The following is a 15,347-nucleotide window of genomic DNA, read 5'->3' on the forward strand; positions in this document are numbered from 1 at the left end:
GGGCGAAGGGAACGGGCCCCGAGGAAACGCCCCCACCGGTGGCCTCCTGATGGCGGTCGCCCCTAACTGACGGACTATCGTGGGCGCATGTCCGCCCCAGAACTGATCCGCATCGTCTCCCGCGACTCGCCGATGGCCCTGGCCCAGGTGGAGCGGGTACGCACCGAACTCGCCGCGCTCCATCCCGGCATCGCCACCGAGGTCATCCCGGTCAAGACCACCGGTGACCGCTGGATGGGTGCGCTCTCGCAGGTCGAGGGCAAGGGCGCGTTCACCAAGGAGGTCGACGCCGCCCTGCTCGCCGGTGAGGCGGATCTGGCGGTGCACTGCGTCAAGGACATTCCGGGCGACCGTCCGCTGCCGGCGGGTACGACCTTCGCCGCGTTCCTGGAGCGCGATGACGTCCGCGATGCGCTGATCGACCCGGGCGGCCGTACGCTCGACGAGCTCCCGGCCGGCACCCGGATCGGCACCTCCTCGGTCCGGCGGATCGCCCAGCTCGCCGCCTCGCACCCGCACCTCCAGTGCGTGCCGATGCGCGGCAACGCCAACCGCCGCATGGAGAAGCTCGCGGCCGGCGAGGCGGATGCACTGCTGCTGGCCGTCTCGGGTCTTGAGCGCATCGGCCGGACGGACGTGATCACCCAGGTCCTTTCCGTCGAGGAGATGTGCCCGCCGATCGGCGCGGGCGTGCTGGCGCTCCAGTGCCGCGAGGACGACACCGAGACCATCGACGCGGTCAGCGGCCTGGGCCACCCCCGGACGTACCAGGAGACCACCGCCGAGCGGATGCTGCTGCACGCCCTGCAGGGGCACTGCAACAGCCCGATCGCGGGTTACGCCACCACCGACCGCCGCGGCGAACTCTCCCTGCGCGCCTGCGTCTTCACCCCGGACGGCAAGACGGTCCTCAACGCCCACGAATGGGCCGGACCGCTCACCCCGGAGACGCTCGGCACCTCCGTGGCCGTGACCCTGCTGCGCCAGGGCGCCCGCGAACTCATCGACGGCATCCCGCACTGAGCCCGCGAGTGCCCCGAAGGGGCACGGGCTCTCTTCATCCCCGGGGTACGACCACGACCTGGTCGTCGTCCTCGTAGATGATGCGGCCCGGGTCGGCGGACTCCAGTCGTTCGTACGGGACGCCGTGTGCGGCCAGTAGGTGCAGGTAGCCGTCCACGCGCGCTATGAGGTGGGTCGCGGTGGTCTTGAACCAGGCCACCGCGCACGGGTTCCGTTGCCGGTCGTAGACGAGCGGGTCGGTGTCGGACGGGTTGGCGTAGTGGGCGTCGTACCAGTCGTTTCCGGCGCGCCAGAAGCGGTACTGCTCCTCGCTCAGCCTGCCGTCCCGGGCGAGCCCGTTGGCGAGGGCGAAGATGCCGGGAAAGTGGCCGTGCGGACTGCGCGTCGTCCCTTGGAACCGTATGTAGCGGGCCTGGGTCACGGTGTTGACCTCCGGTGGGGCGAACGGTGGGGCGAAGGGGAGCGGGCGGATCGCGGCGGCATGGGCTCGGCTTGCGGACTTGTGTGCGTCCTTCATGGTGCGCCATCCGTTCCATGTGTGGGGTGAGTGACGGCGCGTCAGCTCAGCCCGCCCGCAGGCCGGCTGGACCATGGCGCGATGGGCAAGGGATGCGGCGGGACGGGGCGGTGGGGGTTCGCGGAGTGGGGGGTGCGGTTTCCGCGCCGGGTGCTGGTGGTGGCGGGGGTGTTGTGTGTCCTCTTCGGGTGCGCGGCCTCGGGGCTGGCCGATCGGCTGTCCGTAGGCGGCCTGGCCGCGTCGGGGACACCTTCGGAGCGGGCCGAGGCGTGGGCGGCGCGCTACGGCGCCGGCAGCCCGGAACTCGTGCTGGTCGTCCGGCCGGTCGCACCGCGGAATGCGCTGGGCGATCCGGCGGTGCGTGTCGCGGGACGACGTCTGACGGAGCGGCTGGCAGCTGAGCGAGGGGTGGCCGGGGTCCGCTCGTACTGGACGGCGGACGCAGACGGTGCGCACGGTCCTCGTGGTACTGATCTTGCTCGTGGTCTTGATGTTGACCTTGATCGTGGTCGTGCGGCGGGGTTGCGGTCGACGGATGGGCGGGCCGCGCTCGTGCTGGTCGATCTTGACGGGAGCGAGACCGGGACGGCGCGTACCGCGGAGCGGCTCGTACCGCGCTACGCCGGGGAACGGGGCCCGTTCGCGATCCGGGCCACCGGGCCCGCGTGGAGCCTGGCACAGTCGACCGTGCAGGCCCGTACGGACCTGCTGCGGGCGGAGCTGATCGCCGCACCGCTGACCTTCGTGATCCTGGCCCTGGCGTTCCGTTCGCTGGTGGCGGCGCTCCTGCCGGTGCTGGTCGGCGGGGTGGCGGCGGTCGGGGCGCTCGCCGTGCTGTGGGCGCTCACCGCCGTCACGGACGTCTCCGTCTTCGCCGTCAACCTCATCGGCGCGCTCGGGTTCGGACTGGCGGTGGACTACGCCCTGTTCATCGTCGCCCGGTTCCGTGAGGAGCAGGCCCGCGGCCGTACCGCACAGGAGGCGGCGCTGGCCGGTGTGGCGACGGCCGGCCGCACGGTCGCCGTGTCGGCCGGTACGGTGACCGCGGCCCTGGCGGCGCTGTTGGTGTTCCCCTTCTCGTTCCTGCGCTCGATGGCGTACGCGGGCATGGTGGTGGTCGTACTCGCCGCCCTCACCGCTGTGTTCGTGCTGCCGGCGGTACTGGTCCGCTGGGGGAGCCGGGTCACGGCCCTGGATCCCCTGGGACGGTTCCGGTGGGCACCGGCGCCGACGATCGGCGGGGACAGTCCGCTGTGGGGCACGATCGCACGGGCGGTCACCCGGCGGCCGGTGTGCTGGGGAGCGGCCTGCATGGTGGTGCTGGCCGCGCTGGTGCTGCCGTTCGCACACGGCCGCCCCGGGCTCGCCGATGAACGGATCCTGCCGGCCGGCGCCGAGTCGCATGCGACCGCCGATCTCGTGCGGAGCGAGTGGGGCACGTCCGCGGAGGGCACCCTGACGGCGGTCCTCCCTCGGGTCGATCCGGAGGCCGACCGGGCGGCGCTGGATGCGTACGGACGCAGGCTGTCCGGGCTGGCCGGGGTGCGGGGGGAGGCGACGGTGACCGTTCCGGCGACGGGACGGTATGCGGGCGGGCGGCGTGTGGGGCGCGAGGGAGCGTACCCCTCTGAGACGGGCGGGGGAGCGCACGCGCCGAGGCTGGGCGGGGGAGCCGCCGGGCGCATGGTGCGGGGCACCGTCGTGACGTTGACGCTGCGGTCCGACCCGCAGTCGGAGCGTGCCGCCGCCCTCGTACACGCGGTCCGCCGGCTGCCGGCCCCCGGCGGCGCCCTGCATCTCGCCGGCTGGGCCGCTCAAGTCGTCGATGCCCGCGCCGCGTTGGCGAACCGGCTCCCGCTGGCACTGGGGCTGATCGCCGCCGGGACCATGGCCGTGGTGTTCCTGTTCACCCGCAGTGTGCTGATTCCGCTGAAGGTGCTCGCGGTGGCGGCGCTGAGCCTCACCGCGGCCCTCGGCGGCCTCGTCTTCGTCTTCCAGGACGGTCATCTACGGTCGCTGCTCGGCGACTTCACCGTCACCGGCACGATCGACATGACGATTCCGCTGCTTCTGTTCAGCGTGGCATTCGGCCTGTCCGTGGACTACGAGCTGTTCCTGCTCTCCCGTATCCAGGAGCACTACCGGGCAACGGGCGACAATACGGCGGCGATCGTCCACGGCATCTCCCGGACCGGACGGCTGTTCACCGCGGCGGCGCTCGCCGTGGCCGTGGCCATGGGCGCGCTCGCCTCCTCGGGCGTGCTGCTGCTCAAGGAACTGGGAGTCGGTCTGGCACTGGCCGTCGTGGTCGATGCCACGGTGGTACGGGGGGTGCTGGTCCCGTCGGTGATGCGGCTGGCGGGGCGGGCCAACTGGTGGGCGCCGGGGCGCGGCCGCCGCGCCGCCCGCCGCGCGAACGTCGAGCCGCACGCCGACGCGACGCGAACGCAGTAGGAAACCGTGTGGTGACCAGGCCCCGACCACCCCTTATGCGAGCGGCATCTGGGTGTGCTCTGATGGCGGCGTTCGAGAGCGCGACGCGGTGTTGCAACCCTTCAGGCGGCTGGCCTGCGACTGCACGCCCGAGGTCAGGGCTGTACCTCTTGGCCGACTGGCCCATGAGCCTCAGTCCCGGCCCCATGCACGTTGCGTCGGCATGCTGCGCGGAGCGTGGGGTCCAGTTGTGCCTTGTCGATCGAAGCGGCAGCGAGCAACTGGTCTGCCGTCAACCCCCGCGCCATGCGAAGGTCGGCTCTGGTCAGATCGGCGCCCGTCAGGTCGGTGTCGGTAAGGTCGGCGTGCCGTAGCTTCGCCCCGATGAGGCTGGCGTTCCGCAATACCGCTCCGTTGAGGCGCGCTTGGTCGAGGCAGCTTTCATCGAGGCGCACCGGCTCCTCCTCTGCTCTGACATCCGTCAGGTCGGCATTGGTCAGGTCAGTGCTCACCAGGCACGCACCCGACAACTTTCCACCGACCAACGTTGCCAGCTGCAGATCTGACTTGGAAAGGTCGGCATGGCGCAGATCCGCGTCGGTGAGGTCACAGGCCACCATATTGGCCAGGATGAAGACCGCCGCACGCAGATCAGCGCCGTTCATCTGCGCCTTGTTGCACCGGGAATCCGTGGCCAGCACCCACCGGAGATCGCAGTTTTCCAGGCTTGCTCGTCCCAGTGCAGCACGGACCAGGACAGCATTCGTCAGCACTGCTCCGCTCAGCTGCGCCCCAGACAGATTCTGGCGCGCCATATGAGCACCGGCGAGGTGGTATCCGCTGAGATCGATGCGGGAGGAATACAGCTTGGCGTGTCTGGCATTCAGCGCGGTCAGCGCTGCCTGGACATCGGCCGCCGGCCTCTCTGGGCCGGAGGACGCGTGTCCCGGGGGCAGCAGCAAGCCTGAAGCCGCTGCTGCCTGCCCACCCTGCGACGTGCTCCGGCCTGCCTTCGGTGCCTGACGGCGGACGAACGTGCGGACGATGTGCGTCACATGCTCGGCCTGTGCCGGCGCGTCGTGGACGATCTGCTGCAGGGCGAGGATACCGCCGAGACGTACGAACTCTTCCGTGGACTCCAGGCGCTCCAGAGCCTTGGAGAGCCGGTCCGTCACCTGGCCGCGGCGAATGAGCCGGTAGTTCCGTGCGGTGTAGAGCAACGCGATCACACCGCCAGCGGCAGCGCAGGCCTGAACGACGGCGAGCCGGTACTGTCCGACGGCCTGTGCGTGCTCTGCGGGCTTCAGCCCCTTGTACTGCGGCACGACCGTCGAAGAGACGGCATCCCACAGGTGCTGCCCCCACAGCCAGATCGCGCCTATCGCCAACAGGCCGATGAGCAGGCCGATTTGGCGGTCGCGCCGGTACCGCAGCCAGACGATCAGAAAGATGGTGGCAGCGAGGGCCAGGGACTCGACCAGCAGCCACCAAGCCGCGACCTTGTTACCTTTCAGCAGCGCCTCGATGAGCGACAGGTACATAGCGCAAAAGAAGAGAGCAACTGGTAGCGCGACGACTGCAGCGAGCACGGCGCGGACGGCGCGTACATTTTTCTTGTGTGCCACCGGCTCATTCCAGTCGAAATCCGTGCCGGGCGCGGGCATTTGAAAGGTTCTTGTCCTGACCGGTCCGATTCGGGCGACTGTGCGACACTGCCGTCCGGTCAGTCGTAGATGTGGAGCCGGGGCTGGCGCGAGGTGCGGCCTGGGCCCGCGACGCGGGAGCGTGTGGGCCTGACGTACGACCTCATCCTCTTCCCAGCGGCGTAGGCTACGCCCCCGCGACTGTCGCGAACCCCGGCCTTCATCGACGTACAGAGCGTCGCCCCACACGGCTGCCCCATGACGAAGTGCCTCAAGTGAACGCCTCCTGCCGGGCGCTCTTACTTCAGATCGGCGAGGAGACCGTCCAGGGCCTTCTTGAGAGCTGCGGCGTTGGCCGGATCGAACCAGGTGGTGCGGATGCGCTCGTTGTTGCCCTTCGGTGTCTCGTGGTCGGCGGCGAGTTGGTGCAGGGGGCGGGTCCCGTCGCCCAGGGAGCGGCCGACGTTCTGGAAGAGACCGCGCACATAGCGGTCGGCGGCGTCGGGGGCGATGCCGTGGCCGGCGGCCCACGAGGTGAGCGTGGCGAGGTAGGTGTAGTGGGTGGTGAGCGTCCCGGTCAGTGCGGAGAACACGTTGAAGGCGGCCTCGTCCGTGACGGGGAGCGCGCCGCCCAGCTGCTCGAAGAGGGCGTCCACGAGGGGGTGCGAGGGGCAGGTCACTGTGACGGAGCGGCACTCGCGCGCCGAGGGAAGCGGGATGGCGCGGACGATCGGGGCGCCGGTGGAGAGGGTCCGCCGCAGGTCGTCCGTGGCAACGCCGGCCATGAGGTTGACCACGATCTTGTCGTTGTCGACCTTCAGTCCGGCGAGCGCCTCCTGATGGCCCTGGCGGCGTACGGCGATGATCACCAGCTCGGAGCGGTCCACCACCTCCTGGTTGTCAGCGCATATCTGGACGCCCTCGTAGCGCTCGGACAACTCGGCGGCGGTGCGGGCTCCCCGGGGGGAGAGGAAGATCTCCGACGACGCGCCTCCCCCGTGCCGCAGGCCCTCGACGAGGGCCCGCCCGATCTCGCCCACTCCGATGATGCCGATGCGCTTCACTGTGTCCTCCTGCAGGCCCGTGTTGGTGCGGGCCTGTGTCGTCGGGTTGGTCGCTGTCTGCTTGTCAAGTGCGAGCTCGGATGGAGAATTGAGGTTACGTCAGCCGCGGTCTTCTCCAGAGCAGTGCCACCTCCACGGCTCCTGCCAGGCAGGGAATCATCCCGGCCCAGCCCAGCGCCGGCGGTAGGCCGGTCTCGCCGGAGGTGTCCTTGGTGAGCAGCCCGGTCAGTCCGACGCTGGTGCCGAGCACGAACATCACGGTCACGGCGGGGCGGGCCCACCGTTTGCCTGCCTTGACGGCCCTGGCCGTCGCGAGCCAGACGAGGGCGCCGAGCGCTCCGATGGCGGACAACGCGATCAGGTAGGTGGTGACGGCCGCGTCGACCCGCGTCCGGGGGTAGGTGGGATAGCCGGCCCGGATGTGGTCGGCCAGCAGATGGGTGGTGCCGCGGTCGACGTACAGGGCGATCGTCGCGAGGACAGTGAGCGCAAGGCCCGCGTACATCGCTCCGAGCGCCCCTCGCTCATGGGCTGGCTTCGTCATCAAGGCGCTTCTCCTTCATTGGTCGATCAGTCCGATGCCGTGGTCGCCGTATCGGGCTCCCTGGGCCCCGGTGTCGGGGACGGCGGCGTCGATGGCGCCGAGGTCGGTGGCGGTCAGGTGCAGGTCGAGGGCGGCCAGGTTGTCGCGCAGATGGGGGCGGCGGGAGCTGCCGGGGATGGGGATGACGTCGCTGCCGCGGGCGAGGAGCCAGGCGAGGGCGATCCGGGCCGGGGTGGCGTTCTTGGCGGCGGCGAGGTGGGTGAGTGCGTCGACGATGGCCAGGTTGGCCTTGAGGTCGTCGCCGTTGTAGCGGGGAGCGGTGGCGCGGAAGTCGCCGGGTTCGTAGCGCGTGGTGGCGCGGACGGCCCCGGTGAGCAGGCCGCGGCCGAGCGGGCTGTAGGCGATCAGGGTGGCGCCGGTACTGCGGATCGTGGGCAGGATGTCGTTCTCGACATGGCGTTCCCATAGCGAGTACTCGGTTTGGACGGCGCTGATCGGGTGGATGGCGTGGGCACGGCGGAGGGTGGCGGCGGAGACTTCGGACAGGCCGATGCGGCCCACCTTGCCCTGGGCGACCAGTTCGGCCAGTGCGCCGACCGACTCTTCGACGGGGACGGCGGGGTCGATGCGGGCGAGGTAGTACAGGTCGATGTGATCGGTGCGGAGTCGGCGCAGGGACGCTTCACAGGCACGTCGCAGATGCTCGGGTGAACCGGCGGGGACCAGGCCGTCCGCGGTGCGACGGACACCGGTCTTGGTGGCCAGCACCACCCGGTCGCGGTGCGGTGCGAGGGTCTGGCCGAGGAGTTCCTCGTTGGCTCCGTCGCCGTAGAAGTCGCCGGTGTCGAACAGCGTGACGCCGGAGTCGAGGGCTTCCAGCAGGGTGGCTGCGGCCTCGTGCGGGTCGGCGGTGCCGTAACTGCCGGCCATGCTCATGCAGCCGAGGCCGAGCCGGGATACCGCAGGGCCGTCCTGCCCGAGAGTGGTGGTGGGCATCGTTCCTCCGTCACTTCGCCAGGGCCGCGCGGAGGAACTGGAGTATCTCCGCCTGGGCTGCCTTCGCCTGGGGTTCGACGCCGGGCAGGGTGAGGAACGCGTGCTTCGCGCCCGGGAATTCGGAAAGCCGCACGGACGTCCCAGCCGCGCGCAGCCGCTCGGCGTAGCGGCGGCCGTGATCGGCGACCGCGTCCTGGGTGGGCACCACCACGAGCGCCGGGGCCAGGCCGCTCAGGTCGTCCGCGTACAGCGGCGAGAGTGTGCCGGCGTCGGTTCCCGGCGGGACGGCGAGCCGCTGGACGAGCCGCAGCTGCGGCAGGGCCAGGGTCGGGCTGTAGGCGTACTCGGCGATCGACGCGTAGTCGAACATCGTCTCGGTCACGTCGACTGCGGGGTTGACCAGTACCTGCGCCTGGAGCTCCAGGCCGGCCTCCTTGGCCCGGATGGCTGTCAGGGCGCTGATCAGCGCGCCGCAGCTCTCGCCGAAGACGGCCGTGCGGGCCGGGTCGACGCCCCACTGCGCGGCGTGCCGCAGCACGTGGTCAAGTACCTCCCAGCCGTCGTCGGCGGCGTCCGCGAGCGGGCTGCCGGGGGCGAGGAGGCGGTGCTCCACCGAGACGACGAGCGCGGGTAGTTGGGCGGCGAGGTGGCTGTTGGTCCAGTCGCACTGCACCGCCGTGCCCACGAAGCCGCCTCCGTGGACATGGACCACAAGTGGCAGATCGGTTCGGGTGGCGGCTTCGTCGTCGCCCGTCGGCGCCGGCCGGTACACCCGGACCGGGAGGTCGCGGCCGGGCAGCGCGATCTCCTGCCAATCGATCGCGGCGCCGGGGTCCGGCTCCCCGGTGATCGCCCGGGCCGCGTTGGATGCCCGGAAGCGGTTCTCCGCTTCGCGGTAGGCCATCAGCTCCTCGGTCGTTATCGCCGAGAAGTCCGGCTCCGGCGGCCGCTTCGCGGTGGTGATCTCGTTCATGTCTCCTTCTCCCTCCCGGCCTGAGGCCAGGTGTGTCGGTGCGGTCGGCAGCAGGTTGTCCTCATTATGCACGCGGTGCGTGCATCAGCAAGTGCATGAGTTAGGCTGAGTACCGACGAGAGGGGCGAAATGACAGGCCGAAGGCGATGGTCGACCGAGGAGATCCTGGAAACGGCGGCAGAACTGCTGCGCACGAGCGACGCCGAGTCGTTCAGCGTGCGCAAGCTCGCCGCCGCGCTCGGGACCGACTCCTCCAGCCTCTACCGGCACTTCCGCAACAAGACCGAACTGCTGCGCGCGGTCGCCGACCGGATCCTGCTGGCCGCCATGGACGGCTACCGCCCCGAGGGTGACTGGAAGCAGCGCGTCACCGCCCTGGCCCTGTGCCTGCGCGAGGCCTTCGGCGAGCAACCCCAACTCGCCGCGATCTGGGGACGCTACGGGTCCGGCGGCACCGGATCCCGGTTGGTCATGGAGGAGGTGCTACAGGCCCTGCGCACATCCGGCCTGCCCGACCAGGAGATCCCGGCGCGCTACCACCGCATCGTGATCCTCCTCGCCGCGCTGATCTCCTCCGAGGCCGGCATCAGCACCGTTACCCCCAAGGAGTACGAACAGGGCATGGAGCAGTTCCGCGTCGCGGTGCTCGGCGCCGACCCCGAACGCTTCCCCGCCCTGGCCCACTTCGCCCGCGACATCCGCCCCCTCGGCGCGGACCGCCGCGCCGCATTCGAGGAGATCCTCGCCGCCCAACTCGCCCACATCGAGGCACAGATCCCCTGACGGCCCTGACGGCCGGCTGGGGTGACGATGCGGGCCTGGCGCTTGCCGGGTGGCCTGCCTGGCGCTTGCCGGGTGGCCGCCCGGATGGCCGAGCCTTCGCTCATGCCTGGGATCACCGCCGCCGACCGCCGGCGACCCAACTCACCTTCGGGGCTGGGTTGTGACCGGGCTGTGCTGAAACCGGCCTGGCCGGATTGTGCTGTGACCGGGCTGTGCTGAAACCGGCCTGACCGGGTTGCGCTGTGACCGGGTTGTGTTGTGACCGGTCCGCGGGCCCCGCCGTAATTCGTTTGACCTGGCCAAAGGGTCAACGTTGCACTGTGGCGGGACACCACGAGGCGTGGTGCCGGCACCCGGGGAGGCTGCAGCAGCAATGGAGATCCGTCCTACGACTGACCAGGACCTCGACCTCTTCGTCGACACAGTCCATGCCGCGTTCGGACGCTTCCCGGAAACCCCGACCGAGGGCGGCGGCGGACTCTGGTGGTCGGCGCTCGAAATGGACCGCAACCTGCTCGCCATGACGGCGGACGGGCGGCCCGTGGGCACCGCCGGGGCGTACTCCTTCGAGCTCACGCTGCCCGGTGAGATCCTCGCCCCGGCCGCCGGGGTGACCGCCGTCGGCGTTCTGCCCTCGCACCGACGCCAGGGCGTGCTCAGCGCGATGATGCGGCATCAACTCACCGAGCTCCGGGCCCGAGGGGAGTTCCTCTCCGTACTGCTGGCCTCCGAGGCCTTGATCTACCGCAGGTTCGGCTACGGACCGGCGACCTACACGCAGCAGCTGACTGTGCCGCGCCACCAGGCCGCCTTCGCCCCGACCCGGGCGCGCGGAACGGCCGGCACCCCAGCGCCCGGATCGGACACGGGCTCAGACATAGGCTCAGGCATGGGTTCAGGCATGGGCTCGGACACCGGCTCGGTCGAGCTGCTGCGGCGTGCCGAGTGCGGCGAGATCCTGGAGCAGGTCTACGACCGGTACCGCCGCGCCCAGCCCGGTGCGCTCTCCAGGCCGCACCGCTGGTGGGCGTTGGGCGCGGGCCAGCCGCCGGTCTCTTCGGCGCCGCGCTACGTCGCCGTCCACCGGGACGCCGACGGCATCCCGGACGGCTACGCCAGTTACTCGGTCGAGTCCAGCACCCTGACGGTCGACGAGACCATCGCCACCGACGACACCGTCTTCACGGCCCTGGCCCGGTTCGTGCTCGGACACGACCTGGTCACTCAGGTCGTGTTCAAGCACGTCCCGCCCGAGCACCCGCTGCGCTGGCAGTTCGCGGACTTCCGTGCCGGCCAGGTGAGCGACGACACCGACTGGCTCTGGGTACGGCTGCTGGACGTCCCGCGTGCGCTGACCGCGCGCGGCTGGTCCACCGACGGCGAGCTCGTCCTCGACGTCGACGACCCGTTCCTCGGCGAGCGCGACCGCTACCTGCTGACCGTCCGCGACGGCAAGGCCGACTGCGTCCCGACGGACCGGGCGCCCGACCTGTCCCTGGACATCAGCGACCTGGGTTCGGTCTACCTCGGCGGCACCACCCCCAGCACCCTCGTACGTGCCGGACACATCCGGGCCCACAGCCCGGGCGCCGCCACCCTCGCCGACGCCCTCTTCCGCGCCGAGCGCCCTCCGCACTGCCTGCACTGGTTCTGACCACGCGCTCGCCCACCTCGCCACGGGTCTTGTTGGTAGGGCTACGACAGGGCTGCAAGGGGCCTCAGCGGTGCTTGCTTCCTGTGCGGTGGGGGATCGGCCCTGGTCACCCGTCGGGGCGGAGGCTCCTGGCACGCGAAGGGGGGAGTGGGCGTGGCCAGGAGAGAGTCCACGCGAGAGGTCAGGAGAGAGAAGAACAGCACCGGGACCGAGCATGCGTGCCGCGGGACCCGAAGAGGTCCCGCGGCGTAGATGCAACGGCTACTTGCCGCTGCCTTCGGCGAGGGTGTGGGCGACGAGTGCGTTGGCGTGGCCGTGGCCGAGTCCATGCTCGGCCTTGAGCCAGGCGACGAGCTCCATGTGCTTGGTCAGGGGAGAGGTGCGGATGAGTTCCTTCCACTCCGCGATCGGCCGGCCGTACTTCTTCTCGATCGAGGGGAAGTAGCTGGCGGGGCCCTTCACCGGTGTCGTCATGGGCGTTGTCCTACCTCTTCGTTTCGGAGAGCTCACGCTGGTTGTCTTTGCGTTCAACTTGTCTTTGTGTTCAACAGCCGCACGAATACGGCTAGTTCTGTGCGATCGGGGTCGCGGTGGCCAGTCGGACGGTGGTCGCGGTCAGCCACAGCAGGCCGAGGGCGGCTCCGGCAGTGAAGGCCAGCACGGTGGCGGAGGACCCGGCGAACCCCGCGAGGATGCCGAGCGGCACCAGGCGGGAACCCACGGCCCAGCCGCGCTGTCGCCGGGCGGCGAAGTGGCGGGCCAGCATCAGAAAGGATGCGCACAGGGCGAGGAAGCCCACCATGGCACTGAGCATGTGCAGCCCGCCGTGCCAACTGAGGGAGGCGGCCGGGGCATCGGGGCTGCCGGCGGGGAATCCCGCGCCCGGGTCGGCGGTGAATACCGCGGCGAGGAGGAACGAGGCGCCGAACACGCGGACCAGCCGCGGCGCCCAGCGTCCTTCGGTCGTGCCGGCCAGCGTGCGGCGGATTCCGGCGGCACCGGCGATGGCCAACGCGCCGGTGAGCAGGAAGCTCGTGACCTGGATCCATCCCAGGTCGCCCAGGCTGAGCTGACTGATCGCGTTACGCGTGAAGTCGAAGCCGTCGCGCGTAAGTCCCTGAACTGCGCCGGCACCCAGGAACAGCGGACCGGCCGCGATCCCACCCGCAAGCAGTGCCCGCGTCTTCGGCCGTCTCGCCGATGCGAAGGCGGCAGCGGCCGGAGCGTCGATGGCCTGAGTCATGGAATCCCCCTGAGTAGAACTAGACGGTGTGGTATTCACACGGAGCCGGGCGCTAGAGTAGCCATGAGAAAACTAGACTGTCCAGTACTTACGAGAAGGATGGGTCATGGCTGCGAGCGAAGAAGGCCGGTCGGCACGCAAGCACACGGCGATCATGAACGCGGCGACCAGGGCGTTCATGGCCAATGGCTACGCCGGAACCAGCATGGACGACATCGCCAAGCTCGCCGCGGTCTCCAAGCAGACCGTCTACAAGCACTTCACCGACAAGGAGAAGCTGTTCACCGAGATCGTCCTTGCCACCACTGACCGCGTCGACGCCATGGTCGACCTGGTGGCCGACATCCCGGCCGACGCCGACGCCCTTGAGGACAACCTCACCCGCCTGGCCCACCAGTTCCTGACCGCCCTCACCCAGCCCGAAGTACTCCAGCTACGGCGCCTGATCATCGCCAACGCCGACACGTTCCCCCAACTCGGCGCCGCCTGGTACGAGCAGGGCTTCGAACGCATCCTGGCCACTCTCGCCACTACCTTCCAACGGCTCGACGACCACGGACTCCTCCGCATCCCCGACCCCCACCTGGCCGCCAACCACTTCTCCGGCCTGCTGCTCTGGATCCCCGTGAACAAGGCCATGTTCCACGGAAGCCCGCAGCACACCCAGGTCGAACTCGACCGCTACGCGACCGCCGGCGTCCAAGCCTTCCTCGCCGCCTACCGCTGACCGCAGCGCTTCCCAAACGGGCTGCCCCTCGCGTGGCTGTGGACATGACCCGACATCCGACATGACACGTCATGGGCTGACCAGCCGTCGACCCTTTCTCACGCGGATCAGCCCGTGCTGAGTGATGCGGTTTACTCGGCCTTGAGCTGGTGGTCGGCCCAGACATAGCTTTCGGGCAGCAAGTCGGTGACAGGGACTGCTCGGATGCGGTCACCTTCGCCGACGATGACCTTGAGGGCGGGGAAGTAGTCGAGAAGGACCTGGCGGCACCGACCGCAAGGGGGAACAACCCCGCGGTCGCGGTCGCCCACGGCGACGATGGTGTCCAGCTCGTAGGCTCCCTGGGCGGCTGCCGCACCGATGAGAACCAGCTCAGCGCAGGGGCCTCCTGTGAAGTGATAGGCGTTCACCGCGGTGACGATCCGGCCGTCCCGGGCACGGGCTGCGGCCGCCATGGTGTGGTTGTCGCCCCGGCAGCGCGTGCGTGCGACTTCAGCCGCAGCCTGGATGAGTTCGTGGTCGACGTGCTGGGTCTGGGTGGTCATCTTCTCCGCCTTCGTTGGGTGTCAGGTGACGTTGGCGCGTGGGACGAGGGTGCGCAACCGGATATCTACGGTGTGAGTTTTCCACCAGGTGATGTGGCGGCGGATGGTGCTGCCTTGTTGCTTGAGGCATGCGTGGTCCGTCCCGCCCAGCGAGAAGCAGCGCAGGGCGGTGAACTGGGCCTCGATAGGCGCTCAGTCCTCCCAGTCCTCGCCGCCACGCATGACGCGCCAGTCTTCGAGGTTCTCAAGTCCCTTGCGAGCCAATTCGGCATATTGCACCGGGCACTCCCACAGTTCGCGGACCGAGAGCCCGGAGGGCACGGGAGTGTCCGGGTGGTCCTCCGGGGCATACAGGTGGACCACCGCGCGGTACCGGTCATCGGTGGTGGAGTCGGCGGCAGACCAGGGATGCTGAGGGTGCTCGCAGGAGGCGTCCAGGTCGATGGCGGCTGCCACCCCCCCGGTACGGCCATCGGCTTGGCCGTCATAGGCGAGCCTCAGACGGTCATTTCTCTTGCGGACGAGCAGGGGACTGAGAGGGCCGACAGCGTGACCGTCCGGTCACCGTGCCCGCAGGCTGGCAGTGCGCATATGGTTGCTTCGCCGTGGAAGGGGGTGTTCACATCCCCCGCGAACACACTCGGCCCGATGGCTCCGGGCGGCATCGCCGCCCGGAGCTGCTGTGGGGGCGTCTAGCAGCCGAATCCGCCGGACGACGTCCAGTGGTTGAGTCGGGCCCATGTCTTGTGGCCGACGATGCCGTCGGCCCTGAGGCCCTGGCACCTCTGAAAGTACTTCACCTTGGCTTCGGTACCGCTGCCGAAGTTGCCGTCGACCGCCAGACGTCCACCCAGAATCGAGTTGTTGAGCTCGCACTGGAGCTGCTTTACGACGGCACCCGTATCACCACGCGAAAGCACGGGCTCAGTGCTGGCGTAATGGCAGGCGTAGGAGGGTGCGGCAAAGGCGTTCGGTGCTGCTCCGAAAGCCAGCGATGCCGTGAGCGCGGCGATGCTCAGAGAGGTTGCCATAAGCTTTCTCATGTGTGTTCCTTTCAAGTTGAGGGGGCAATGCGTTGGTCGGTCGAGTCGCCAACCCAGGAAATCCCCTCCGGTGAGGGAGGACGGTGGCCACGGCTGCGCGCCGGTGGCCGAGATGTAATTGCGGGGATGGCGGAGTGCTACGACTCGTTCAGCCGCGGC

16 protein-coding genes are annotated in these 15,347 nt (G+C 69.7%); 5 read left to right on the forward strand and 11 right to left on the reverse strand.

The annotated features are described in order from the left end of the window. The first annotated feature begins 87 nt into the window (after window positions 1–87). Window positions 88–1,023, forward strand: coding sequence for a hydroxymethylbilane synthase (gene hemC / locus AB0E02_RS04400; RefSeq protein ID WP_362135850.1), 936 nt, complete (start codon window positions 88–90; stop codon window positions 1,021–1,023). Between the two features lie 34 nt (window positions 1,024–1,057). On the opposite strand, the gene AB0E02_RS04405 is transcribed toward hemC, so the two are convergent. Beyond that, window positions 1,058–1,540: a hypothetical protein gene (locus AB0E02_RS04405; protein WP_362135852.1), complete on the reverse strand. Its 483-nt coding sequence runs from the start codon at window positions 1,538–1,540 to the stop codon at window positions 1,058–1,060. An 81-nt stretch (window positions 1,541–1,621) separates the two neighbouring features. Between AB0E02_RS04405 and AB0E02_RS04410 the strand changes: the two genes are divergently transcribed. Continuing rightward, entirely contained in the window at window positions 1,622–3,994 is a 2,373-nt protein-coding gene (locus AB0E02_RS04410) for an MMPL family transporter (protein ID WP_362135854.1), read from the forward strand. Window positions 3,995–4,128: 134 nt separating this feature from the next. Here the strand turns inward: AB0E02_RS04410 and AB0E02_RS04415 are convergent, their stop codons facing one another. The 5 genes from AB0E02_RS04415 to AB0E02_RS04435 form a co-directional block, all read right to left on the reverse strand. Beyond that, window positions 4,129–5,637, reverse strand: coding sequence for a pentapeptide repeat-containing protein (locus AB0E02_RS04415; RefSeq protein ID WP_362135856.1), 1,509 nt, complete (start codon window positions 5,635–5,637; stop codon window positions 4,129–4,131). Between the two features lie 278 nt (window positions 5,638–5,915). Beyond that, window positions 5,916–6,680: an NAD(P)-binding domain-containing protein gene (locus AB0E02_RS04420; protein ID WP_362135858.1), complete on the reverse strand. Its 765-nt coding sequence runs from the start codon at window positions 6,678–6,680 to the stop codon at window positions 5,916–5,918. 94 nt (window positions 6,681–6,774) lie between these two features. Then, window positions 6,775–7,224: a hypothetical protein gene (locus tag AB0E02_RS04425; protein ID WP_362135860.1), complete on the reverse strand. Its 450-nt coding sequence runs from the start codon at window positions 7,222–7,224 to the stop codon at window positions 6,775–6,777. A gap of 15 nt (window positions 7,225–7,239) precedes the next feature. Next, entirely contained in the window at window positions 7,240–8,220 is a 981-nt protein-coding gene (locus AB0E02_RS04430; protein ID WP_362135863.1) for an aldo/keto reductase, read from the reverse strand. Window positions 8,221–8,230: 10 nt separating this feature from the next. Then, complete coding sequence (locus AB0E02_RS04435) at window positions 8,231–9,193, reverse strand: alpha/beta hydrolase (RefSeq protein ID WP_362135865.1); 963 nt, start codon at window positions 9,191–9,193, stop codon at window positions 8,231–8,233. 129 nt (window positions 9,194–9,322) lie between these two features. On the opposite strand from AB0E02_RS04435, the gene AB0E02_RS04440 reads away from it, so the two are divergent. Beyond that, entirely contained in the window at window positions 9,323–9,976 is a 654-nt protein-coding gene (locus AB0E02_RS04440) for a TetR/AcrR family transcriptional regulator (RefSeq protein WP_362135867.1), read from the forward strand. A 373-nt stretch (window positions 9,977–10,349) separates the two neighbouring features. Continuing rightward, entirely contained in the window at window positions 10,350–11,630 is a 1,281-nt protein-coding gene (locus tag AB0E02_RS04445) for a GNAT family N-acetyltransferase (RefSeq protein ID WP_362135869.1), read from the forward strand. Window positions 11,631–11,891: 261 nt separating this feature from the next. Here AB0E02_RS04445 and AB0E02_RS04450 read toward each other — a convergent pair whose 3' ends face one another. Both AB0E02_RS04450 and AB0E02_RS04455 read right to left on the reverse strand, forming a co-directional pair. Then, on the reverse strand, window positions 11,892–12,104 hold the full coding sequence (locus AB0E02_RS04450) for a DUF4287 domain-containing protein (RefSeq protein ID WP_362135871.1): 213 nt from the start codon (window positions 12,102–12,104) through the stop codon (window positions 11,892–11,894). 91 nt (window positions 12,105–12,195) lie between these two features. Beyond that, window positions 12,196–12,873 (reverse strand): DUF998 domain-containing protein, encoded by a 678-nt coding sequence (locus AB0E02_RS04455; RefSeq protein WP_362135873.1) that lies wholly within the window; start codon window positions 12,871–12,873, stop codon window positions 12,196–12,198. A 106-nt stretch (window positions 12,874–12,979) separates the two neighbouring features. Between AB0E02_RS04455 and AB0E02_RS04460 the strand changes: the two genes are divergently transcribed. Next, window positions 12,980–13,600, forward strand: coding sequence for a TetR/AcrR family transcriptional regulator (locus AB0E02_RS04460; RefSeq protein ID WP_362135875.1), 621 nt, complete (start codon window positions 12,980–12,982; stop codon window positions 13,598–13,600). A 131-nt stretch (window positions 13,601–13,731) separates the two neighbouring features. Here the strand turns inward: AB0E02_RS04460 and AB0E02_RS04465 are convergent, their stop codons facing one another. The 3 genes from AB0E02_RS04465 to AB0E02_RS04475 all read right to left on the reverse strand — a co-directional run bounded on the left by AB0E02_RS04465 (window position 13,732) and on the right by AB0E02_RS04475 (window position 15,188). Next, window positions 13,732–14,145, reverse strand: a complete 414-nt coding sequence (locus tag AB0E02_RS04465; RefSeq protein WP_362135877.1) for a cytidine deaminase — start codon at window positions 14,143–14,145, stop codon at window positions 13,732–13,734. Between the two features lie 192 nt (window positions 14,146–14,337). Next, window positions 14,338–14,601, reverse strand: coding sequence for a hypothetical protein (locus tag AB0E02_RS04470; protein ID WP_362135879.1), 264 nt, complete (start codon window positions 14,599–14,601; stop codon window positions 14,338–14,340). A 236-nt stretch (window positions 14,602–14,837) separates the two neighbouring features. Continuing rightward, a complete protein-coding gene (locus AB0E02_RS04475; protein ID WP_362135881.1) occupies window positions 14,838–15,188 on the reverse strand; it encodes a peptidoglycan-binding domain-containing protein in 351 nt (116 codons plus the stop codon). Window positions 15,189–15,347 lie beyond the last annotated feature (159 nt).

Origin of the sequence: Streptomyces sp. NPDC048196 (assembly GCF_040652715.1) — a bacterium.
Lineage (GTDB): Bacteria > Actinomycetota > Actinomycetes > Streptomycetales > Streptomycetaceae > Streptomyces > Streptomyces siderophoricus.